This window comes from Ralstonia chuxiongensis (assembly GCF_024158925.1).
Lineage (GTDB): Bacteria > Pseudomonadota > Gammaproteobacteria > Burkholderiales > Burkholderiaceae > Ralstonia > Ralstonia chuxiongensis.
This window is the reverse complement of the sequence record NZ_JAMYWC010000005.1, coordinates 316,890-338,793: the sequence shown is the minus strand read 5'-3', so window position 1 is coordinate 338,793 and position 21,904 is coordinate 316,890. Positions and strand designations below refer to the sequence as shown.

General features: G+C 61.6%; 25 protein-coding genes and 1 tRNA gene. 18 read left to right on the top strand and 8 right to left on the bottom strand.

Translation table 11 applies throughout. The features are described from left to right. The first annotated feature begins 141 nt into the window (after positions 1–141). The 13 genes from thrS to NKG59_RS18695 all read left to right on the top strand — a co-directional run bounded on the left by thrS (position 142) and on the right by NKG59_RS18695 (position 13,863). Complete coding sequence (gene thrS, locus NKG59_RS18755; protein ID WP_253539886.1) at positions 142–2,049, top strand: threonine--tRNA ligase; 1,908 nt, start codon at positions 142–144, stop codon at positions 2,047–2,049. Between the two features lie 42 nt (positions 2,050–2,091). Further along, on the top strand, positions 2,092–2,613 hold the full coding sequence (gene infC / locus NKG59_RS18750) for a translation initiation factor IF-3 (RefSeq protein ID WP_394372680.1): 522 nt from the start codon (positions 2,092–2,094) through the stop codon (positions 2,611–2,613). A 167-nt stretch (positions 2,614–2,780) separates the two neighbouring features. Beyond that, positions 2,781–2,978, top strand: a complete 198-nt coding sequence (gene rpmI, locus NKG59_RS18745; RefSeq protein ID WP_004636003.1) for a 50S ribosomal protein L35 — start codon at positions 2,781–2,783, stop codon at positions 2,976–2,978. Positions 2,979–3,006: 28 nt separating this feature from the next. Next, positions 3,007–3,363 carry a 50S ribosomal protein L20 gene (rplT, locus tag NKG59_RS18740; RefSeq protein WP_012762124.1) on the top strand — a complete coding sequence of 119 codons (357 nt, stop codon included), beginning with the start codon at positions 3,007–3,009 and terminating at the stop codon, positions 3,361–3,363. 147 nt (positions 3,364–3,510) lie between these two features. After that, entirely contained in the window at positions 3,511–4,539 is a 1,029-nt protein-coding gene (gene pheS, locus NKG59_RS18735; RefSeq protein WP_253540128.1) for a phenylalanine--tRNA ligase subunit alpha, read from the top strand. Positions 4,540–4,602: 63 nt separating this feature from the next. Further along, positions 4,603–7,032, top strand: a complete 2,430-nt coding sequence (pheT, locus tag NKG59_RS18730) for a phenylalanine--tRNA ligase subunit beta (protein ID WP_253539884.1) — start codon at positions 4,603–4,605, stop codon at positions 7,030–7,032. A 78-nt stretch (positions 7,033–7,110) separates the two neighbouring features. Then, positions 7,111–7,527: an integration host factor subunit alpha gene (locus tag NKG59_RS18725; RefSeq protein ID WP_092969979.1), complete on the top strand. Its 417-nt coding sequence runs from the start codon at positions 7,111–7,113 to the stop codon at positions 7,525–7,527. Between the two features lie 71 nt (positions 7,528–7,598). After that, complete coding sequence (locus NKG59_RS18720) at positions 7,599–8,030, top strand: MerR family transcriptional regulator (protein WP_253539882.1); 432 nt, start codon at positions 7,599–7,601, stop codon at positions 8,028–8,030. 258 nt (positions 8,031–8,288) lie between these two features. Next, positions 8,289–8,906, top strand: a complete 618-nt coding sequence (locus tag NKG59_RS18715; protein ID WP_253539880.1) for a hypothetical protein — start codon at positions 8,289–8,291, stop codon at positions 8,904–8,906. A gap of 75 nt (positions 8,907–8,981) precedes the next feature. Then, the gene (locus tag NKG59_RS18710) at positions 8,982–9,134 is read left to right on the top strand and encodes a hypothetical protein (protein WP_253539878.1); all 153 of its coding nucleotides are present in this window, start codon (positions 8,982–8,984) and stop codon (positions 9,132–9,134) included. A 264-nt stretch (positions 9,135–9,398) separates the two neighbouring features. Beyond that, the gene (locus NKG59_RS18705; protein WP_253539876.1) at positions 9,399–9,920 is read left to right on the top strand and encodes a lysis system i-spanin subunit Rz; all 522 of its coding nucleotides are present in this window, start codon (positions 9,399–9,401) and stop codon (positions 9,918–9,920) included. A 206-nt stretch (positions 9,921–10,126) separates the two neighbouring features. Then, on the top strand, positions 10,127–11,992 hold the full coding sequence (locus NKG59_RS18700) for a beta-propeller fold lactonase family protein (protein ID WP_253539874.1): 1,866 nt from the start codon (positions 10,127–10,129) through the stop codon (positions 11,990–11,992). A gap of 746 nt (positions 11,993–12,738) precedes the next feature. Next, positions 12,739–13,863: a VIT1/CCC1 transporter family protein gene (locus tag NKG59_RS18695; RefSeq protein WP_253539872.1), complete on the top strand. Its 1,125-nt coding sequence runs from the start codon at positions 12,739–12,741 to the stop codon at positions 13,861–13,863. A 139-nt stretch (positions 13,864–14,002) separates the two neighbouring features. Here NKG59_RS18695 and NKG59_RS18690 read toward each other — a convergent pair whose 3' ends face one another. The 6 genes from NKG59_RS18690 to NKG59_RS18665 all read right to left on the bottom strand — a co-directional run bounded on the left by NKG59_RS18690 (position 14,003) and on the right by NKG59_RS18665 (position 16,519). Then, entirely contained in the window at positions 14,003–14,299 is a 297-nt protein-coding gene (locus tag NKG59_RS18690) for a type II toxin-antitoxin system HicB family antitoxin (protein ID WP_253540125.1), read from the bottom strand. Beyond that, a complete protein-coding gene (locus NKG59_RS18685; protein WP_253540145.1) occupies positions 14,227–14,544 on the bottom strand; it encodes a hypothetical protein in 318 nt (105 codons plus the stop codon). Before NKG59_RS18685 ends, NKG59_RS18690 begins: the two co-directional genes overlap by 73 nt. Positions 14,545–14,614: 70 nt before the next feature. Then, on the bottom strand, positions 14,615–15,079 hold the full coding sequence (locus NKG59_RS18680) for an OmpA family protein (RefSeq protein ID WP_253539870.1): 465 nt from the start codon (positions 15,077–15,079) through the stop codon (positions 14,615–14,617). A 60-nt stretch (positions 15,080–15,139) separates the two neighbouring features. Next, entirely contained in the window at positions 15,140–15,685 is a 546-nt protein-coding gene (locus NKG59_RS18675) for an AAA family ATPase (protein ID WP_253539868.1), read from the bottom strand. 120 nt (positions 15,686–15,805) lie between these two features. Next, complete coding sequence (locus tag NKG59_RS18670) at positions 15,806–16,327, bottom strand: SOS response-associated peptidase family protein (protein WP_253539866.1); 522 nt, start codon at positions 16,325–16,327, stop codon at positions 15,806–15,808. 115 nt (positions 16,328–16,442) lie between these two features. After that, positions 16,443–16,519, bottom strand: a tRNA-Pro gene (locus NKG59_RS18665). A 164-nt stretch (positions 16,520–16,683) separates the two neighbouring features. Between NKG59_RS18665 and NKG59_RS18660 the strand changes: the two genes are divergently transcribed. Together NKG59_RS18660 and NKG59_RS18655 are read left to right on the top strand one after the other, a co-directional pair. After that, a complete protein-coding gene (locus NKG59_RS18660; RefSeq protein WP_253539864.1) occupies positions 16,684–17,109 on the top strand; it encodes a nuclear transport factor 2 family protein in 426 nt (141 codons plus the stop codon). Next, the gene (locus NKG59_RS18655; RefSeq protein ID WP_253539862.1) at positions 17,102–17,557 is read left to right on the top strand and encodes a MerR family transcriptional regulator; all 456 of its coding nucleotides are present in this window, start codon (positions 17,102–17,104) and stop codon (positions 17,555–17,557) included. The genes NKG59_RS18660 and NKG59_RS18655 overlap by 8 nt, the downstream gene beginning before the upstream one ends. A 25-nt stretch (positions 17,558–17,582) precedes the next feature. On the opposite strand, the gene NKG59_RS18650 is transcribed toward NKG59_RS18655, so the two are convergent. Continuing rightward, on the bottom strand, positions 17,583–18,497 hold the full coding sequence (locus NKG59_RS18650) for a cupin domain-containing protein (protein ID WP_253539860.1): 915 nt from the start codon (positions 18,495–18,497) through the stop codon (positions 17,583–17,585). Positions 18,498–18,611: 114 nt separating this feature from the next. On the opposite strand from NKG59_RS18650, the gene NKG59_RS18645 reads away from it, so the two are divergent. Continuing rightward, positions 18,612–18,947, top strand: a complete 336-nt coding sequence (locus tag NKG59_RS18645; RefSeq protein ID WP_253539858.1) for a carboxymuconolactone decarboxylase family protein — start codon at positions 18,612–18,614, stop codon at positions 18,945–18,947. Between the two features lie 9 nt (positions 18,948–18,956). Here the strand turns inward: NKG59_RS18645 and NKG59_RS18640 are convergent, their stop codons facing one another. Then, on the bottom strand, positions 18,957–19,895 hold the full coding sequence (locus tag NKG59_RS18640) for an aldose epimerase family protein (RefSeq protein ID WP_253540120.1): 939 nt from the start codon (positions 19,893–19,895) through the stop codon (positions 18,957–18,959). Positions 19,896–20,209: 314 nt separating this feature from the next. Here NKG59_RS18640 and NKG59_RS18635 point away from each other — a divergent pair, with 314 nt between their 5' ends. Together NKG59_RS18635 and dinB are read left to right on the top strand one after the other, a co-directional pair. Next, positions 20,210–20,581: a hypothetical protein gene (locus NKG59_RS18635; protein ID WP_253539856.1), complete on the top strand. Its 372-nt coding sequence runs from the start codon at positions 20,210–20,212 to the stop codon at positions 20,579–20,581. Positions 20,582–20,752: 171 nt separating this feature from the next. After that, entirely contained in the window at positions 20,753–21,826 is a 1,074-nt protein-coding gene (dinB, locus tag NKG59_RS18630) for a DNA polymerase IV (protein ID WP_315862602.1), read from the top strand. Positions 21,827–21,904: the final 78 nt, after the last annotated feature.

The window sequence follows — 21,904 nt, the reverse complement described above, 5'->3', positions numbered from 1 at the left end:
CGTCACGCGTGGCGATCAAGCTGAAAGCGCTTCGAAGCATTCGATTCGACAACTTGCTGCGCTGACTTGGCGTGGCGCACGACAGAATAACGACCGCTGCGCATCTCTGAAATGCGCGACGGTGACTCCACAGGAGCAAGCATGATCGCAATCACGTTGCCGGATGGTTCCCGGCGTGAGTTTCCCGGCCCCGTGACCGTGGCTGAAGTGGCGCAAAGCATCGGTGCAGGCCTCGCCAAGGCCGCGCTGGCTGGCCGCGTGGATGGTCAGATGGTCGACACGAGCTACACGATCGACCGTGATGCCAAGCTCGCCATCATCACCGACAAAGACGCCGACGGCGTCGACGTGATCCGTCACTCCACGGCACACTTGCTGGCTTACGCAGTCAAGGAGCTGTATCCGGACGCGCAGGTCACCATCGGTCCGGTCATCGAGAACGGCTTCTACTACGACTTCTCCTACAAGCGCCCCTTCACGCCTGAAGACCTCGTCGCCATCGAAAAGAAGATGACGGAACTCGCCAAGAAGGACGAGAAGGTCACGCGTGAAGTGCTGAACCGCGACGAAGCCGTCAAGCTGTTCCAAGGCATGGGCGAAAAGTACAAGGCCGAGATCATCGCCTCCATTCCGGAGGATCAGGAAATCGGCCTGTATCGCGAAGGCAATTTCGTTGACCTCTGCCGCGGCCCGCACGTGCCGTCCACCGGCAAGCTCAAGGTCTTCAAGCTGATGAAGGTGGCTGGCGCCTACTGGCGCGGCGACCACAACAACGAGATGCTCCAGCGCATCTATGGCACGGCCTGGGCCAAGAAGGAAGACCAGGAAGCCTACCTGCGCATGCTGGAAGAAGCTGAAAAGCGCGACCACCGCAAGCTCGGCCGTGAGCTGGACCTCTTCCATATCGATGAATACTCGCCTGGCACGGTGTTCTGGCATCCGAAGGGCTGGACGCTCTGGCAGGAGATCGAGCAGTACATGCGCCGCGTGTACCGCGAGAACGGCTACCAGGAAGTAAAGGGGCCGCAGATTCTCGACAAGACGCTGTGGGAGAAGACCGGTCACTGGGACAAGTACCGCGAGAACATGTTCATCACGGAATCGGAGAAGCGCGAATACGCGCTCAAGCCGATGAACTGCCCGGGCCACATCCTCATCTACAAGCAGGGTATCAAGAGCTACCGCGACCTCCCGCTTCGCTTCGGTGAGTTCGGTGCCTGCCACCGCAATGAGCCTTCGGGCGGCTTGCACGGCATCATGCGCGTGCGCGGCTTCACGCAGGACGATGGTCATATCTTCTGTACGGAAGACATGATCCAGGCCGAGGTGACGGCGTTCACGACGCTGCTGCAAAAGGTCTACAAGGACTTCGGCTTTACCGAGATTCTGTACAAGCTATCGACGCGACCGGACAAGCGCATCGGTACGGAAGAAAGCTGGGACCGTGCTGAAGCGGCGTTGGCCGAAGGCTTGCGTGCGTCGGGTTGCGAATTCGAGTACCTGCCGGGCGAGGGCGCGTTCTACGGCCCGAAAATCGAATATGTGCTCAAAGATGCACTTGGTCGCCAATGGCAATGCGGCACGATACAGGTCGACCCCAATCTGCCGGAGCGCCTCGACGCCGAGTTTGTTGGCGAGGATGGTGCGCGCCATCGCCCCGTCATGCTGCACCGGGCCATTGTCGGCAGCCTGGAGCGCTTTATCGGTATCTTGATCGAGCAATACGCCGGAGCGCTGCCGGCGTGGCTTTCGCCAGTGCAGGTTGCGGTGCTCAGCATCACCGATTCGCACGCTGAATACGCCCGATCCGTTGTGCAATCCCTGCAAAAACAAGGATTTAGGGCGATCGTTGATTTGCGGAATGAGAAGATTGGGTATAAAATCCGCGAGCATTCCGTGCAGAAGGTCCCATACCAGGTTGTGGTTGGCGACAAAGAACGGGATGAAAATCAGGTGGCCGTGCGTGCCCGTGGCAACGTCGATCTAGGCTCTATGCCGCTGTCGGCGTTCGTTGAGCGACTGCAGAACGATCTCGCCAACAAGTCATGAGCTGGGCACGGCCTGTTTTTTTGATTCTTCGAGGACATCAACATCGCTACTGAGAAATCTCACCGCATCAACCGCGAGATCAGCGCACCGGAAGTCCGGCTGACCGGGGTTGAGGGGGAAGCGCTCGGCATCGTCAAGCTGTTCGACGCACTGCGTCTGGCAGAAGAGAAAGACGTCGACCTGGTCGAGATCGCGCCGACTGCGCAGCCGCCCGTCTGCCGCCTGATGGACTATGGCAAGTTCAAGTATCAGGAACAGAAGAAGGCCCACGACGCCAAGTTGAAGCAGAAGGTCATCCAGGTGAAGGAAGTCAAGTTCCGCCCTGGCACCGACGACAACGACTATGGCGTCAAGCTGCGCAACGCGACGCGCTTCCTGGAGGATGGTGACAGGGTAAAGGTTACCTTGCGCTTCCGCGGCCGCGAAATGGCTCACCAGGAAATCGGCATGCGCGTGCTGGAGCGTATCAAGACTGACCTGGAGGAATTTGGCCAGGTTGAGCAGATGCCGAAGATGGAGGGGCGCCAGGCAGTGATGATGTTGGCACCCAAGAAGAAAAAGTAATGCAGTGGCGGCCGGACGTTTCCGGCTGCGCTGAGCAGGTTCCAGACGGAAACGTCGGAAAACGCGGCAGGTGTCAAAGCCTGCGGCGATACAACAAGTGAGCCCGGGTCTTGCAAGTGTCGGCGCCAGCCGTCCACCTGGCTTCATGTCAAAAGCGGAGTTGTTCCATGCCGAAGATGAAGACGAAGAAAAGCGCGTCGAAGCGCTTTACTGCCCGTCCTGGTGGCACGATCAAACGTGGCCAAGCCTTCAAGCGTCACATCCTGACCAAGAAGACCACCAAGAACAAGCGTCACCTGCGCGGTACCGAGGGCGTCCATGAGACGAACCTGAAGTCCGTTCGCGCAATGATGCCGTACGCCTAACCCTAACTAACTACGAAAGGAGCATTTCATGCCTCGAGTAAAACGTGGGGTCACAGCGCGGGCCCGTCATAAGAAGGTTATCAGCGCAGCCAAGGGTTACCGCGGCCGCCGCAATAACGTCTATCGCATCGCCAAGCAGGCGGTCATGCGTGCTGGCCAGTACGCCTACCGTGATCGTCGCAACAAGAAGCGCGTGTTCCGCGCTCTCTGGATTGCACGTATCAACGCTGGCGCACGCGAGCATGGTCTGACCTACAGCAAGTTCATGAACGGCCTGAAGAAGGCGTCCATCGAGCTGGACCGCAAGGTGCTGTCGGATATGGCCATTCACGATAAGGTGGCTTTTGCCGCCATCGTGAACCAGGTGAAAGCCAACGTCGCCTGAATTGGATTGGCCGGGCGGGCTGCTGGAATAGCCCAGTAACTTTGCCGGCTGATCACCCTGACGGGGCTCTCACCGAGCCCCGTTTTTTATTCCGCGCATTTCGCGGACCCGAATCACCCGAATTTTTTCGCTCGCCTTCCCATGTCACTGGATCTGGATCAAGTCGTCCTCGATGCCCAAAACGCGTTTGCCTCCGTGGAGGACAACGCCTCGCTGGAAAACGAGAAGGCACGCTTTCTCGGTAAGTCCGGCGTGCTGACCGACTTGCTCAAAGGCTTGGGCAAGCTCGATCCGGAGACACGCAAGTCCGAAGGCGCGCGCATCAACCAGGCCAAGAGCCGCGTTGAAGAGGCGCTGACCGCCCGCCGCCAGGCGCTGGCCGATGCGCTGATGAACGCCCGTCTGGCCGCCGAGGCGATCGACGTAACGCTGCCCGGCCGCGACGTGGCCGAGGGCAGCCTGCACCCGGTGATGAACACCTGGGAGCGCGTCGCCAAGATCTTCGGTTCGATCGGTTTTGACGTGGCCGACGGCCCCGAAATCGAATCCGACTGGATGAACTTCACGGCGCTGAACAACCCGGACAACCATCCGGCGCGTTCGATGCAGGACACGTTCTACATCGATGGTCGCGACAGCGAAGACAAGCTTCTGCTGCTGCGCACGCATACGAGCCCGATGCAGGTGCGCTACGCGCGCATGCATGTCGAGAAATACAAACATCTCGATCGCATTCCGCCCATCAAGGTCATCGCCCCGGGCCGCACTTACCGCGTGGATAGCGACGCCACGCACTCCCCGATGTTCCATCAGGTCGAAGGCCTCTGGATTGCTGACAACATCAGCTTTGCCGACCTGAAGGGCGTCTATACCGACTTCCTGCGCAACTTCTTTGAGCGGGACGACATCCAGGTGCGTTTCCGCCCGTCGTATTTCCCGTTCACCGAGCCGTCGGCCGAAATCGACATGGCGTTCGGCAACGGCAAATGGCTGGAGATTTCCGGTTCCGGCCAGGTGCACCCGACCGTGGTGCGCAATATGGGCCTGGACCCTGAGCGCTACATTGGCTTTGCGTTCGGCTCCGGCCTGGAGCGCCTGACGATGCTGCGCTATGGCATCAACGATCTGCGCCTGTTCTTCGAGGGCGATGTGCGTTTCCTGCGCCAGTTCGCGTAAGCGCTGAGCGCTCGCACTGGTACTTCATCGCCCCGTTAATCGAATTTTCTTTCCTGTCGCGCCATGCAATTTCCGGAATCCTGGCTTCGCAGTTTCGTCAATCCGTCGATCACCACGGATGAACTCTCCCACCGTCTGACGATGGCTGGCCTCGAAGTGGAAGAGGTCAACCCCGTTGCGCCGCCGTTCTCGCAGATCGTTGTCGGCCATGTGGTCGAGGTGAGCAAGCACCCGGACGCCGATCGCCTCAACGTGTGCAAGGTCGATGCGGGCACGGGCGAGCTGCTGCAGATCGTCTGCGGCGCGCCGAACGTATCGGCGGGCATCAAGGTGCCGTGCGCGATGGTCGGCGCCGAGCTGCCACCTGGCGAAGATGGCAAGCCGTTCAAGATCAAGATCGGCAAGCTGCGTGGCGTGGAGAGCTACGGCATGCTGTGTTCGGCGCGCGAGCTGAAACTGTCGGAAGACCACGGCGGCCTGCTGATCCTGCCGGACGACACGCCGGTGGGCGAAGACATCCGCAAGGTGCTCGATCTGGACGACCAGATCTTCATCATCAAACTTACGCCCAACAAGGCGGATTGCCTGTCGATCCACGGCGTGGCACGTGAAGTGTCCGCGCTGACGGGCGCGCCGATCACGATGCCGTCGATGGCCCCCGTGGCGGTGACGCTGGCTGACAAGCTGCCCGTCAAGGTTGAGGCGCCGGACCTGTGTGGTCGTTTTTCGGGCCGCATCATCCGCGGTGTGAACGCGCACGCGAAGACGCCGGCCTGGATGGTCTCGCGCATCGAGCGTGCGGGCATGCGCAGCGTGTCGGCGCTGGTCGATATTTCGAACTACGTGATGCTGGAGCTGGGTCGTCCGTCGCACGTGTTTGATCTGGACAAAATCCATGGCGGGCTGACGGTGCGCTGGGGCAAGGCCGGCGAAGCGCTGAAGCTGCTCAATGGCGACACCATCACCGTCGACGAAAAGGTCGGCGTGATCTCGGACGAGCAGGCCATCGAAAGCCTCGCCGGCATCATGGGCGGCGACAAGACGGCTGTCACGCTCGATACGAAGAACATCTACGTCGAGGCCGCATTCTGGTGGCCGGTTGCCATTCAGGGCCGCGCGCGACGTTACAACTTCTCGACCGATGCAGGTCATCGCTTCGAGCGCGGCGTTGATTACGCGACTACTGTTGAACACATCGAACGCATCAGTGCCCTGATCCTCGAAATCTGCGGTGGGCAGGCTGGCCCGATCGACGATCAGATCGTCAATCTGCCTAAGCGCGAGCCGGTGCGCATGCGTGTCGCACGTGCTGCACGTGTTCTCGGTATTCCGCTGTCGCACGACGTTGTGGCGGATGTGTTCAAGCGCCTCGGCCTCACGTTCAGCGTGGACGGCGATGTGTTTGTCGTCGAACCGCCGTCGTATCGCTTCGACCTCGAAATCGAGGAAGACCTGATCGAAGAAGTCGCCCGCATCTACGGTTTCGAGCAGATTCCTGCCAAGCCGCCAGTGGCCGAGAGCGCGATGCGCCCGACCGACGAGGCGCGCCGCACGATGCACGACGTGCGTCATGCCGTGGCCGCGCGCGATTACCACGAGGTCGTCAACTTCGCCTTTGTCGAAAGCGAGTGGGAAGCCGACTTTGCCGGCAACACCAATCCGATTCCGCTGCTGAATCCAATTGCCAGCCAGTACTCGGTGATGCGCAGCACGCTTATCGGCGGCTTGCTCGACAAGGTGCGCTACAACGTGAACCGCAAGGCTTCGCGCGTGCGCATGTTCGAGGTGGGGCGCGTGTTCCACCGCGATGCGAGTGTCGCCGACGGTGGTCTGTCGATCGCAGGCTACGCACAACCGATGATGGCGGGCGGCATTGCGTATGGTCCGTCCAAGGAAGAGCAGTGGGGCGTGCAGACACGTCCGGTTGATTTCTTCGATGTGAAGGGTGATGTCGAGTCGCTGCTGTGGCCGTTGCAGGCGCGTTTCGAGCGCGCTGAGCATCCCGCGCTGCATCCGGGGCGCTCCGTGCGCGTGGTGCTGAATGGCCGTGCCGTCGGCTGGATCGGTGAACTGCATCCGCGTTGGCTGCAGAAGTACGATCTGGCGACAGCGCCGGTGGTGTGGGAGGTAGAGCTTGACGCCATCACCGCGGTCGGCCTGCCGAAGTATCGTGAAGTGCCGCGTGTGCCGGCCGTGACGCGCGATATCGCGCTGGTCGTGCGCCAGGATGTGGCGGTGCAGGATCTGGTCGACACATTCGAGAAAGCGGCTGTCGGTACCCCGTGGCAACGTTATCTGCAGGGCGTTGTGCTGTTCGATGAGTTCCGTCCGAAGGCCGCTACGGCTGCCATTGGGGCGCAGGAGAAAAGCCTTGCCTTCAGAATTACGTTGCAAGATACTGACAGCACCCTTCAGGACGACATTGTCGAGGCCGCCACACAGCAATTGATTCGAGCGGCCGGCGATGCATTCGGCGCGCGCCTGCGCGCCTGACGTGTCAGACGTCCGCACTGCGCTAGAGACCGCTCGAACGAACCTCCGCATTCGGATCGAATACGCTAAGCGAATCCTATGAACGATCAACACGCGCCAGCGTTGGCGGCATCCTTGGGCGACTCGCTCGGTTCTTCTTCGGCAGCATTGGCCGACGCACGTGATGCGCGCGGTCAGGATGTGCCGACGCTTACCAAAGCCGAGCTTGCCGAGATGCTGTTCGAGCAGGTCGGCTTGAACAAGCGTGAGTCGAAGGACATGGTCGAGGCGTTTTTCGACGTGATTCGCGAGGCGCTCGAACAGGGCGACAGTGTCAAGCTGTCCGGCTTCGGTAACTTCCAGTTGCGCGACAAGCCGCAGCGTCCGGGCCGAAATCCAAAGACGGGGGAGATCATCCCCATCACCGCACGTCGCGTCGTCACGTTCCATGCCAGTCAGAAGCTCAAGGCGCTCGTTGAAGAGCGCGTCGAGCCGCTGCCGGTCGATGTCGCGTAATTCTGCTGCGTGATCTCGTTCAGCCGTCTGTTCAATCCGTTTCTTTCGCCAGCCCTGTAGTTCAGCCCTGTATGGCCGCCGATAAACACACGGAGCGGGTCAACCTGCCGCCGATTCCTGCCAAACGCTACTTCACCATTGGGGAAGTGAGCGACCTGTGCGCCGTCAAGCCGCACGTGCTGCGCTATTGGGAGCAGGAGTTCACGCAGCTCAAGCCCGTCAAGCGACGCGGCAATCGGCGTTACTACCAGCATCATGAAGTGCTGCTGATCCGGCGTATTCGCGAGCTGCTGTACGAGCAGGGCTTCACGATCAATGGCGCGCGGAACCGGCTGGATGAGTTGCGGCATGGTGTGGCCGCCGCATCGCCGGTCGAGGCCGATGAGCAGGAAATGGAAGTCGCGGCGCCGATCTCCGCCGCGGCGTGTGGTTCGGTTGATGTTCAGAGCTTGCGGCGTGAGCTGTCGGCCGTGTTGGAAGTTCTGCGTACCGATAAGCCATAAGCCAATATTGCAGGCAAGAAGGGCGCAGATAGAAACGAGAAAGCCCGCGTAACGTGATCCGTTACGCGGGCTTTTTTTTGGTCGGGTCGAGAGGATTTGAACCTTCGACCACCTGCACTCCATGCAGATACGTAATGAGTCACAAATCCGCGCCAGCCAACGGTTTCCGCGACGGGTGTCCTGATCCGCCTCGATGACCGCGACGGCAAGATCGCCTTCCCGCCCAAGGGCGCCACGCTGCGCATCTCCTTCGACTGGGTGGGCAAGGGCCTATCAACGCGCGGTACGTATGCCGTTGAAGAGATCGAACTGAGCGGCCCGCCCGTCACCATCGTGATACGCGGCAAATCCGCAGAGGGCAAACCGCTCGCCCCGATCGTGCTGCGGCCGGAAGACTTGATGCGCTACCGCCTGACGTTCCCCGACCGCAGCAGCGTCGGCGGTGTCAGAACCCGCGCGCACGATGCCAAGACCGGCCGCAAGATCGATCTGTACATCCCGAACCCGGATGCGCCCGACGGCGGGCCCGCGCAGGCCACACATACCGATCGACACATGCACGCCAGCCTGTCAGCGGCCCGCGCTGCAGCCAAGGCCAAGCTGCAAGACATGAACCGCAGCACCGCCGAAGGCGAGCTCGAACTCATGGGCCGGGCCGATATCAGCGCCGAGAAGGCCCTGCGCCTGCAATGCTTCAAAGCCCAGGCCGATGGCGACTACCTGGCCGAGACGGTCACGCACATCTACGCCAACAAAAGCTGGCTGGTGAACGTCAGCCTCAACGGCGGCAACAGCGGCAAGGCCAAGGCGGGGCAGGGCAAGCCGAAGAAGGCGGCTAAGGTCACCAACCTGGTCATTCCCGCGCCGCCCAAGTAACAAGACACACGCGCTCGCAACTGCGGGCGCATCCCAAACAGCCCGCCATCCGGCGGGCTTTTTCTTTTCCAAGCCATGAACAAACACACCTTCAGTAAGGCTGCGTCCTTGCCGCCCGCGCTCGCCAATCGCTGGTGGCCGCACATCGAGGCCACGTGCAAGCGCTTCGGCATCTCCACGCCAGCACAGCAGGCAGCCCAACGCTGGACAGGAGGCCGCAAGGAATGACGATCAGCCAAAACGACGTGCTTACCGCCATCGACATCGTGGCGCTCGTGGCCATCTGCGGGGGCGCGGCTTGGTCTGCCCTCACGCAGGCCATTCCGCATGGGCTGCGCGGCGCGCTGCTGCTGTGCGCGGTCGCCCTGTGCGCGCTGGGCAGTGCATCCACCGCGCTTGGCGCCAATCACGACATCGCCACCGTCCAACTGCATTGCGCGCTGGCGGTGGCGGGCCTGTGGGTCACCCACATCATCCGACAAGGCAAAGCCAATGAACTTCGCAATCGTCCGGCTCCTTGCAGTGGCAGCGGTGGCTGCAGCAGCCGCGTGGGGCTGGCAAGCCAACCGGTACGAGACGACCATCGAGCAGATGCAACGCGACCACGCCCGCGAGCGCCAGGTCGCCGTCGATACCGTCGTGACCGCGCTGCAGGCTGCAATCGCCCGGCACCGGCAGCTTACCGACCAGCTCGACGCGCTCGACCGTACCCATTTCTCGGAGATGCAACATGCCACCGCTGAGAACACGCGCCTGCAGCGCGCTCTCGCTGCTGGTGATGTACGGATGTCAGTGCGCGCCCGTTGCCGGCCCGACGCCCGTGCCGGCGCAGGTGAAGATCAGCCCGGCGCCGGCCTGGGCGATGGAGCCGCCGGCCGATGTGAGCTATCTGGAGAGGATGCAGCGGATCTTGTCGATCTCTTCGCCGGGGCTGAGCGGGATGCTGAGAAATTGAGGTATTTTCAGGCGCGCGAGCGTGCGCTTGAGGGTGCTGGTGTTTGTGTCGAGCCCTGACGGGCGTCAGAAAATCGGTTGGGCGCGAACGTCCGCTGTCGGCCTAGGCTGTGTGAAAACACTAGTGCTTCGCCTAGACTGAAGCAACTTGTCAGCACGGGGCGGCCCATGAAGCGATTCATCGAAGGCGAAGATTGACAGCAAGTTACGCTGCTAATCCACACTCCAACAGTTGCCTCATTAAACAGTAATCACCGACTACCGACATGATCTCTTTTCGCGCTCGCCGCCATCAGGTCACCTTCTTGTCCCACGCCGTGGGCGCAGTCCTGATCGCAGCCCTGGCTTCCTGCGGCGGCAATGCGGATGTTCCTGCCGGACCCAACGTGGCCAATACGTACACCATTGGCGGCGCGGTCAGCGGCTTGGCCGGTACCGGGCTGGTGTTGCAGGATAACGGTGGCAACGATCTGACGATTGCGGCCAATGGCGGTTTCAGCTTCACCACTCCGCTCGCCAATGGCGCGAGCTACTCTGTGACGGTCAAGACCCCGCCCGGCGCTCCGGCCCAGACCTGTACCGTCAACAATGGCAACGGCACTGTTGCTGGTGCCAATGTGAACAACGTTGCCGTGGCCTGCACGACCAATACCTATACCGTCAGCGGCGCGGTCAGCGGCTTGGCCGGTACCGGGCTGGTGTTGCAGGATAACGGTGGCAACGACCTGCCGATTGCGGGCAACGGCAGTTTCACGTTCACCACGCCGTTGGCCAGCGGCGCGAGCTACTCCGTGACGGTCAAGACCCCGCCCGGCGCTCCGGCCCAGACCTGTACCGTCAACAATGGCAACGGCACTGTTGCCGGTGCCAATGTGAACAACGTTGCCGTGGTCTGCGCGACCAATACCTATACCGTCAGCGGCGCGGTTAGCGGCCTGGCCGGTTCTGGGCTGGTGTTGCAGGATAACGGTGGTAACGATCTGGCGATTGCGGCCAACGGCAGTTTCACGTTCACCACGTCGTTGGCCAGCGGCGCGTCCTACGCCGTCACGATCAAGACTCAGCCGTACCAGCCGCTGCAGACCTGTACGGTGACGGGCAACAGCGGCACGGCGATGGCCAATGTGACCAGCGTGGCCGTCACTTGTGGGGCGCCGGTGCCGCGTTTCGCCTATGTGGCGAATAACGGTAGCGTGTCTAATAGTGTCTCGGCCTACGCTGTCAACGCCACCACCGGCGCGCTGACGGCCATCGGCTCAGCCCCCACGGATATCGCCCCCGCCTCGGTCACGGTCGACCCGACCGGCAAGTTCGCCTATGTGGCAAATACCGGTAGCAACACCGTCTCGTCCTACGCCATCGACGCCACCACCGGCGCGTTGGCAGCCATTGGTTCGGTCGGCACGGGTAGCGCCCCCAACTCGGTCACGGTCGACCCGAGCGGCAAGTTCGCCTATGTGGTAAATGCCGGTAACTACAATGTCTCGGCCTACGCCATCGACGCCACGACCGGCGCGCTGACGGCCATTGGTTCGGTCGGCACGGGGGCCAACCCTCACTCGGTCACGGTCGACCCGAGCGGCAAGTTCGCCTATGTGGCAAATGAGGCTGACAACACTGTCTCGGCCTACGCCATCGACGCCACCACCGGCGCGCTGACGGCCATTGTTTCGGTCGGTACGGGTGCCAACCCCTACTCGGTCACGATCGACCCGAGCGGCAAGTTTGCCTATGTAGCAAATGAGGCTAACAACACTGTCTCAGCCTACGTTATCGACTCCACCACCGGGGCGCTGACGGCCATCGGCTCAGTCCCCACGGGCACCGCCCCCGCCTCGGTTACGGTCGACCCGAGCGGCAAGTTCGCGTATGTGGCGAATTACAATAGCAACTCTGTCTCGGCCTACGCCATCGACGGCACCACCGGCGCGCTGACGGCCATCGGTTCGGTCGGCACGGGAATCCTTCCCTACTCAGTCACGGTCGATCCGAGCGGCAAGTTCGTCTATGTGGCCAATACCGGTAGCAACACTGTCTCGGCCTACGCTATCAACGCCACCACCGGCGCGCTGACGGGCGTTGGGGCGGTCGTCACGGGGAGCATTCCTTACTCGATCGTCGTCACGAGATAATGGCAGGCATTTCAGCCGAGAGTGAGGCACCGCAGCTGCGCAACCTGACGATCGAGCGGCCCAGTCGCGGCTGGGCGGCCGATATCCACGGGCGGCTCAATGGACCCAATGTACGTTGACTACGTGTTGGTGCGCGCGTTTGTCTACGACGGTGCGGGCCATTGCGCAATTGAGTTCTAGGCGGAATCGCGGGGGCGATGCCGTTACTTCTTCGTCCGTCCAGTTTGCGGTTCCCACGGAGGTCGCGTCACTGAATGAGATGGGCAGAAGGATCATGGCTTGGTCGCTTCCACCAACCGAACCCTTTGCCTTCGAGGGGGGGGGCAGTGAATCGACGGTCGCCTGCACCGACGCCAACCCGGCCAGCGATGCGAGCCCATCCACACTTGCAACATCCCCGCCTCAATCAAATCCGAAATCTGCACCGACGCCCGCGCAAAGTCAGTCAGCGCGCGGGCGCGCTTGTGCCGACAGCTGCCGGCGGAGATGACGACGGGCTCTTTGGCGTCGTCGTGCTGCAGGACGATGAGCATGCCGGCGTAACCGGCATGAAGAACCGCCTGTCGATCTCCGCCTAGGAGCTCACTGGCCTCAACTTACTTGCGCAGAGCGGATCGATCAGCCAGCCCGTCCAGCGAGAATAAAAACGATTTCCATTCGTGGTAATCGCACGTTCTGCGGTTATCGCCAGCATTCGCCAGCTACAGCGATATGCTGTGCAGACCTTGACCTGTCTTCCATCCCCTATGGTATCGAAGCACGAACTGAAGCGTTATCGCGCAAACCTGGCCGATGAACTGCATGGCGCGGCGGTGTACGAGACGCTCGCGCGTGTGGAATCGAACCCCGAAAGGAAGAAGATATTCGGTCGTTTGGCCGCCTCGGAGCGCGAGCATGCGAAAGTATGGTCTGACAAACTTCAGGCAAATCATCAGCGGTTCAGTACCCGGCCCGGCGTGAAAACGCTGCTGATGCAAGGACTCGTTCATCTATTTGGTCCGCGATTCGTCCTTCCCTCACTTGCAGCCGCGGAGTTTGCCGACAGAAACAAATATGCTCGCAATCCGGAAACAGCCAGAATGTCCGAGGACGAGCGCCATCACGCAAGCGTGGTGCAACAGCTGGCAAACGACGGCAGGCCCGAAGCAACGAAAGGTGCGGAGATCGCCATCGCTGAGTCATGGCACCGGGGCGTATCGTCGGGCAATGATTTGCGCGCCGCGATCCTTGGCGCCAACGATGGCCTCGTGTCCAATTTCTGCCTCATCATGGGCGTTGCCGGCGCCGGAGCGCAAAACAAGGCCATCCTGTTGACTGCGCTAGCGGGGATCGTCGCCGGGGCCTGTTCGATGGCGCTCGGCGAGTGGCTGTCGGTAACCAACGCCCGAGAACTTGCGACCATACAGATCGCCAAGGAGGCTGACGAGCTCGAACACACTCCCGAGGCCGAAGAGCATGAACTTCGTCTGATCTATCGCGCGAAGGGTCTGAACCATGAAGAGGCAGGGCGTGTCGCTGCGCAGATCATGAAGGATAAAGGCAAGGCACTCGATACCTTGACGCGCGAAGAACTCGGCCTTGATCCGGCGGAACTGGGCGGCAATCCATGGTCCGCCGCGGCGGTGTCCTTCTGCCTCTTTTCGATGGGGGCAATATTCCCTGCGATGCCATTTTTGTGGTCGTCGGGCAGGGTGGCAGTTCTTCAGTGCGTTGCCTTCAGCATTCTCGCCCTTGCAGCCATAGGGTTGTTCACCTCCCTGTTTAACGGCAGAAGCGCCGCGTTTTCTGCTGTTCGACAGGTTGTCATCGGGCTTGTCGCTGCGGCATTCACATTCGGCATCGGGCACCTCTTGGGTGTATCGGTGTCTTGAGGACGGATGCTGTTTCCCCGGCCTGCACACCGCCGGGAAGAGCGGAGTAAAGGTCTTCTAGAGACAGCTGGGGCGACCCTGGCGATGTAACTCCGTATCGCACTGGCAGGAATGAGTGGCGGTCAGCCGGCCGCCCGTCCTACCCATGCGCCATAAGCTCCACGGCCGCGCGGGCCAGAAGCCCGCTGCGTGTTTCACGCCGTTTCTCGGCAAACCGATCCAGCTTTCTGAGCACGAAGCGGGGGAGTGACACGTTGATGCGCTCCGGGGTGCGGTCAGGCTCCTCGTCGTCGATTTCAACGATCGCCCAGATGGCACCGGCGTACTCATCTTGCTTGGTCAGGTCTTCAATTGTCGAGCAGATTAACGCAGCGCGTACGGCAGGAAGTACAGCCCGACGATTCCTGCAGTGGCGATAGAAAAGACCAAGCCCCACTTCGTCAATGACCAACGTTTCCAAGCGATGGCATTGAGCACAGTAAAGAGCATCGCCGGTCCAACGATGTAGAAGATCAGCGAAGGAAGAACCCACCATGGAACCGGACACTTGTCGATTTCGTAGGATTCGCTAGACGCCTTGTTCGACAATGACCAGCCTATACGGCTGATAACGTAGAGGCAGGTCCAAGCCAGCAGCGCACCATAGAGCAAGCCTGTCAAGCCAATGGCTGCACGCTTCATCTAACTTCCCGGAAGAGGATGGTCTTTGAGTTGCGCAAATCGGAGTAGCGATGCTGCGCCAGTGAACCGTTCAGTGGCCAACGGGCACGTGAAACCCGTGCTCATTCTGCGGGCTAGGGCACGGCATTTGGTAACTGCCCCCGACGGCTTCAACTTCCACGATGCCTGTCCAAGGGAGCGGTCTGGCGACGTGCTTGTCAGATTCAGCGTAGAGGATGTGTGAGGGAACCCCGAATGCCTTCAGCTCGCTCACGACCTCGTCTGCCCGCTTCTTGGCGAGCGCTGCACGGGCAGGGGCGTCCGCCGCTTCCGTCGCATCGACATGAGACGACACGCCTACGCCTTCCAGCGGACACCACTTCTCTTTGATCATCTCAAGCAGGCGAACAAGCTTGACCCGTTCGGCCGTCGTCAATTGAGCAGAGCCTGGTGCGAAAGATAGGTCGACCCCGTTGGTGAGCTTTTCGAAGGCGAGCGAGCCTGCGGGCACGCTCAATGCCGCAATGAGGATCAGGAATGTGACGGGTGTTCTCATAGTATTGGCCGCCACGACGGGCCGTATAGCCTGCACGCTAGGTCCTTGAACCGTCTAACTTCAGTCGGTGCGCAAGTGTTCAAGAACGAATGCAACCCGCCGTTCCACCGTTACTTTGGGAAGCACGCGTGTTCTGTAGCCCTCCTTTACATAGGGCAGCACGGTCGGCTCGAACGAGCGTGCGGCGCGCTCAAACGGCGCGCGCCGCCATTGATCGCAAACGTAAATCTCGGGCCAAGGCTCTGCCACGAACACGGTAGCTGCATAGCGCCGCGCTTTCGATTCCTCAATGAACTCGGGGTTGATGTCGAGGTTGAGTAGTTCCATGTGACCGAAGCATTCGGGAATGCCACGATCAAAAAACACAGGTTGAGGGAGGGATTTTGCCGCCTCGTACGCCTTGATGTTTCGCGCTACAACCGCGTTCATGAATGCCTGCAGGTTGGTGCCAGGAAGCAGCGTTCCCCCACATTTTTCCTGTTCGTGAACGATTGAAAGCGCGGCCTCGGGCATGACTGAAAAGCCTCGTTCGCTGAGCGCGTTCAAAAGAGTCGACTTACCGGCGCCTGAAGCACCGGTAATGACATAGAACTTTTCGCAACCCATCAACGGATCATCCTTTGGTCTTTTGCTGTGGTTGCGCGTACGAGGCAACCTCGTGAGAGTAAGCCAATTCCGGACGGGTATCGAGGATGGCGATGCGCTCCAAGGTGTCGAAGGGGGGAGTCAAGACGCGTTGCGGTGCGTGTAATAGGGCCGCAGCTTGTCCTCAAGAATCGCGTCTACCGCATCGAGGCTGCGAGCTTCGGGATTCAGCCACGCATCAATGTTCTCCGGCTTGATCGGAATCGGGCAGCGGTCGTGCCCGGCCTCGGCAATCTCAGGCGGCGGATCGTCGGTGATGATGGCGAACGACAGCAGATCCTTCTCGCCCGGCTTGGTCGCGCGCCAGTGTGACCACACGCAGGCGACGAGCAGGGTCTGTGGCGGGTCGGGTCGGAATTCGAGCACGACGTTTTTGCCGTCTGGCCCGGTTACGTTCTCATAGAAGGCGTCGACCAGGACAAGACCGTGCGTGTGGCCGTATTGGCCTTTCCAGAAGCCGCGTAGGTTGTCGCGGCGGGCGTTGTAGGTGCCGGGATACTGCTCGTCGTAGAAGGCCGGTTTGCCGGCGGGGCGGCACTGATGTGCGTACCCGTGCCACTCGTACGAGCGCGAGGTGAGCGTGGAATAGGGAGTCTGCGGCACGGGGCGTCGGATCAGCGCACTCGAATATTGGACACTGTCAAATATTCGGCCCCAACCGCGCTGCGCGGAGAAATAGAAAAGCCAGTGTAACCGCTTGATTACACTGGCTTTTGTTTGGTCGGGGCGAGAGGATTTGAACCTCCGACCACCTGCACCCCATGCAGGTACGCTACCAGGCTGCGCTACGCCCCGAAGCCTGAAAGTATAACAGAGGCGTAGCACCGATGACTAGTAGTTCGCTCGCAGTTCGATCAAGCCACGTGTGGCCATGTTGCGCCGGGCGGCGGCAAAGAAAATCCTTGCGCTAGAGTGCGCTCTAGCATCTGTAATCAGAGCGTTCACACTAGGAGACTTCCATGAACGCGCTCGAGAACAAGCAGATCTTGCAGGCCGCTTTTGCCGAACTGGCTGTGAGCAACGCCAAGCCATTCGTTGATCTCATGGCGGATGATTTCTGCTGGGTTTGCACTGGTACGACGCAGTGGTCTCGTCGCTATGCAGGCAAGCAGACGGTGCTGGGCGAACTGTTCGCTCCGCTGCGTGCGAAGCTCGGCCGCATCACGACCGTTGCCAACCGCTTTACTGCCGATGGCGATACCGTGGTCGTAGAAGCGCAAGGCCGTAACACGACGCGCGATGGCGTTGCCTATAACAATCAGTACTGCTTCGTCATCCACATGCAGGAGGGCAAGATGCGCGAACTGATCGAGTACTTCGACACCGATCTCGTCAACCGGGTGCTTGGCGATCCGGCGGCTGTCTCCACTGAGTCCCATGGCTGAGCGCGATCCGGCTCGCTTGCTGATCGGTGCCTTGGCTGAACGCACGGGCCGCAGCATTCATACGATTCGCTGGTACGAGGCCCAGGGGCTGATTCCCGGCGTTGCGCGCGATGCGACGGGCCGACGTGTTTATACCGAGCAGCACGTCAACTGGCTTGAGTTGATGGAGCGCCTGCGCAATACGGGAATGTCGGTCGCACAGATGCGCGAATACACAGCGCTAGTGTGTGAGGGCCGCAGCACCTTGAAGGCTCGACATGCGTTGCTGATTGCACATCGCGCGCAGGTGACGCAGATGATCGCCGAGTGGACGCGCTCGCTCGCGCTGATCGACGGCAAGATCGATTTTTACGGCGAATGGGTGGCCACAGGAACGCGCCCGGTACGCGAGCCCAACCGGTCGCAAAGCACCGCGAAAACGAGCACTCGCCGCAAGCCCGAGCGCTAGCGATGGCCGCGACGTTGGCGGATGATCAACCCGGCGCGCGCCGATACCGCGCCGGCGTCATCCCCAGTTGCTGCTTGAACGCCTTGCCGAACGCCGCCTCGGATTGATAGCCGACACGCGCGCCGATTTCTCCTGCACTGAGCCGCGTATGGACCAACGCGTCGCATGCCAGCGTCATGCGCACGCGCGTGAGAAAGTCCCACACCGTCATGTCGGCGCGCGCCTTGAAGTGTCGCGCGTAGGTGGCGCGTGACATCGCCGCCAGATCTGCGAGGGTGTCGATGGTCCACGCACGCTCTGGCGCGCTGAGCATGGCTTGTACGGACGGGCCGAGGCGCGCGTCTGACAGCAACGTCAGCGTGCCGGGGCTCGCGTTTTCCTGCTGTCCGTACACGCGCAGTGCCATTGTCAGCAATGCTTGGCTCAACGAGGTAACGATCGCCAGCGCGCCGGGCGCGCGGGTTTCGGCTTCGTCGCGCATCAGCCCAATGAGTGCTTGCAGTGCCGGATACGACGCGCTATCGCTCAATGACACGTGCAGCGGATCGGGCAGCGTACGCACCAGCAGCGTGGTCGAGCCGTGCTCGTGAACGAAGCGGCCGCAAAGCAGATCGACGTCGGCGGCCCCCCGGCCGGTTCGGCGCAGCGGCAGCATGCCGTCATGCGAGTTGCGGGGTTTCCGGGTGGGTGCGTCGGCAGCGCTGAGGTCGTGAATGGTGTGTGCCTCGCCACGCGGGAACAGGATGAAATCGCCTTCGCGCAGCGTGAGCGTGCGGCCGCCAGTGTCGACTAGGCAACTGCCCGACAGCGCCAGATGGAACAGCACTTGGCCATTCGGCTCCGGATCGTGTGGGATCGAGAACGGCCCTTGGAACAGGCACCGCAAATCGAGGCTGGCCTGCGGCCGGGTGAGTTGAATGAATTGGCTGAGCGCATCCATTGAGACGATTTCGATAGAAATTGCGTTTATCAAGTATTCAACGGATCGCGCGTCAAGTCAATACTCTTCCCAACGGCGCGGCATCGGGCCAGCGCCACACCGCAGGAGCACATCATGCTGAACTGGGTCGAGTATCGGAAGGAATTGCTGGGTCGCATTGGCGAGATCGGTCAGATCACGCCGGATACGGTCAAGGGCTACAAGACGCTGTCGGCTGCGACAACGGGCAGCCTGGACGCGAAGACGCGCGAACTGATCGCGCTGGCCGTGGCAGTGACCGCGCGTTGCGATGGCTGTATCACCGTGCACACTGCCGAGGCGCTCAAGCATGGCGCAACGCATGAGGAGATTGCCGACGCGCTGAGCGTGGCGATTTCGCTCAATGCCGGGGCCGCGTTGGTGTACTCGGCGCGCGTGATGGACGCGGTTCAGGCCTACGAGAAGCTCTGACCGCGTTAGTTAGCGAGCGATCCGCAGGCGGCAGGTTGCCTGTCGGGTCCCGCCGGAGGAGAGCAGGTGCAGGCCTTCGCCGTGGTGGATCGCATTCGGCAGGCCCATCCATGGTTCGACGCAGTAAAAGTCCGACGTGGCGTTTTCTGTCCAGGTGGTGATGGCGTGCCAGGGCACCGGCGCGCCGTCCACCTCGAAACGAATACGCCGCCCGAGCGGCGCTTCTGCATGCGGCGGAATGACCAGCGTGGCCGGCCCGGCGTCATCGAGTAGGTGATAGCGGTCTTGCAGAGCCGGGTCGTTGAGCTGGTAGGTCCTGCGCCCCGGCTCGGGTCTGGCGAGACTGCCATCGGGCAGTTGGCGCGATAGCCGCGCCGGCGGCATCGACAGCTCGGTTGCGCCACGCAGTGCATGCGGTAGCGCCAAGTAGAAATGATGGCCCGCATAGAAGGGCATCGGCGCATGTGCGTCGCCTTCGTCCGGATGCTTCACGGAGAAGGTCGCCTCCAACCCGTCGTCAATCAGCCGGTACGTCACGCGAAATTCGAAGGCGAACGGATAGCCTTGGCGCGTTTGAGGGCTGTCGCGCAGCAGCATGACGATGTGCGCGTCGCTTGCGTCTTCCACCTCGAACGGCAGGTCGCGAGCAAAGCCGTGTTGCGGTAGCGCGTGAAGTTGTCCGCGCGCGTCGCGCCAGCGACCGACTTCGCCATCGACAAAATGCCGGCCGATGAAGGGAAACAGCAGCGGATTGCCGCCGCGCACTTTGGCCGGATTGGACCAATCGGCCGGTTCGGGCCAGAAGAGGATGTCTTCGCCGCGATGGCGCCAGCGCACCAACCGGCCGCCGGCTTCCGGCGCGAGCAGCAGCATGGAGCCATCGGCGCGCGTGTCGCCGATGCGGATGAGCGTGCGATCCTGAAAGCGGGCGGTGGGCAGGTCGTGCATGGGTTGGGCGGAGTGACTTGTTGGCATGCGAATCGCGTACTAGATTGTCAATGCGTTTTGCCCGGAGGGAAACCATGTCCGTCAATTGCGTGCTGCCCGCACATACCGTTCCCCCACCCGACGAGCCTTCGCCGCCGGGAATTCCCCCCGATCTGCCATCGCCCGATGAACCCCCGCCGCCGGTCGAACCACCGGAGCTGTCGCGGAAGTAATCTGCTGTTACCAATCGTCACAGCTTTGCGTGAAGCGGTTCGTAAGATAGCGCCAGTCCTCGCGCGACTGCGCGTTTCTACAACGACAATACGAGCCCAATCATGTCGATTCTTCCGCGTCTGACCCTGTGCGCAGTGCTGGCGGCCTCCATGGCCGGTTGTGTCGTGGCGCCCCCGCAGCCAACGCGCACGGTGGTGGTGCGTGAGCCGGTTCCCGTTGCGGCGCCCGTGGACCCGCGCGCACGCTTTGACCAAATCCAGGGCCGCCTCGCGGAAGAATTCCACCGTATCGACGTTCGCCAATCGCAGGGCTACATCGATCCGTACCGCGCTGACGGCCTGCGCGACCGCCTGCGCCGCATCCGCCAGGAAGCCAACGACATGGCCAGCCAGCATCGCGGTGGCTTGTCTGGCGATGAGCAGCACGCGCTGAACGACGAACTCGGCGCCGTGGCGCACGATATCGGCCGCTAAGCCGTCTTCTTCCCGTCCCTCATTCGCCGATGTTGCGCTGCAATATCGGCGAAATGCATTGTTGCGCGGCGTTGCATGCGCAGCCGGCGGAAGCTGATACGCTTGCGTTCCTCCTGAACGAGCAAGCCCGACACCGACGCGGCTTCCTGCGGCCGGTTCTGGCCTTGTGCCGTGCGAAAGATCATCCACTGCGACTGCGATTGTTTTTACGCTGCCATCGAAATGCGCGACGATCCGCGCCTGGTTGGCAAGCCGCTGGCCGTGGGTGGGCGGCCGGAGCGGCGCGGCGTGGTCGCAACCTGCAATTACGAGGCGCGCAAGTTCGGCATCCATTCGGCGATGCCCATGGCGCAGGCCGTCAAGCGCTGTCCGGACTTGCTGATCGTGCCGCCGTCCATGGAAAAGTACCGCCAGGTCGCGCGCCAGATCTTTGCCATCTATCACAGCTACACGCCCTTGGTGGAGCCGCTCTCGCTGGACGAGGCTTACCTGGACGTGACCGAGAGTCCGATGCTTGCGGGCAGTGGCACGCGCATCGCTGAAGACATCCGCCGCCGCGTGCGCGAAGAAGTCGGCATTACCGTGTCGGCCGGCGTGGCGCCCAACAAGTTCATCGCCAAGATCGCCAGTGACTGGAACAAGCCCGACGGCTTGTTCGTCGTGCGGCCGGAGCAGATTGACGCGTTTGTGGCGGAGCTGCCCGTCGATCGCCTGTTCGGCGTGGGCAAGGTGACCGCTGCCAAGCTGCGCCGCCTGGGTGCAGAAACCTGCGGTGATTTACGCGGCTGGGGCACCGACCGCTTGCAGCAGCATTTCGGCGTGTTCGGTTTTCGGCTTCACGACCTTTGCCGCGGCATTGATCATCGGCAGGTGCAACCCTCGCAGATCCGCAAGTCGGTCAGTGTGGAAGAGACCTACGCCACCGATCTGCGCACGCTCGATGACTGCCAGCGCGAGTTGCTCATCCTCGTCGAGCAGCTTGCCGCCCGCGTCGAGCGTGCCCGCGCAGGCAACATGATCCACAAAACCTACGTCAAGCTGCGTTTTGCCGATTTTCGTGGCACGACGGTCGAGTGCATCTCGCCGCAGGTGTCCTTGCCGGTGTTCTCCAAGCTGCTGGCGCAGGGGTTTGAACGCCGCGGCATTCCCGTGCGACTGCTCGGCGTGGGCGTGCGGCTATATGAGTCGGATGCGCATGCGCGCCAGCAACCGCTGTTTGCCGAAGACCTGGCCGGCACCGACTGAGATTGAACCGGCCGAGCCGGCAATCGGATACGAATTGTCCTATTTTCCTGTCTGCATGACGGCGATAGAAGGGCGGAA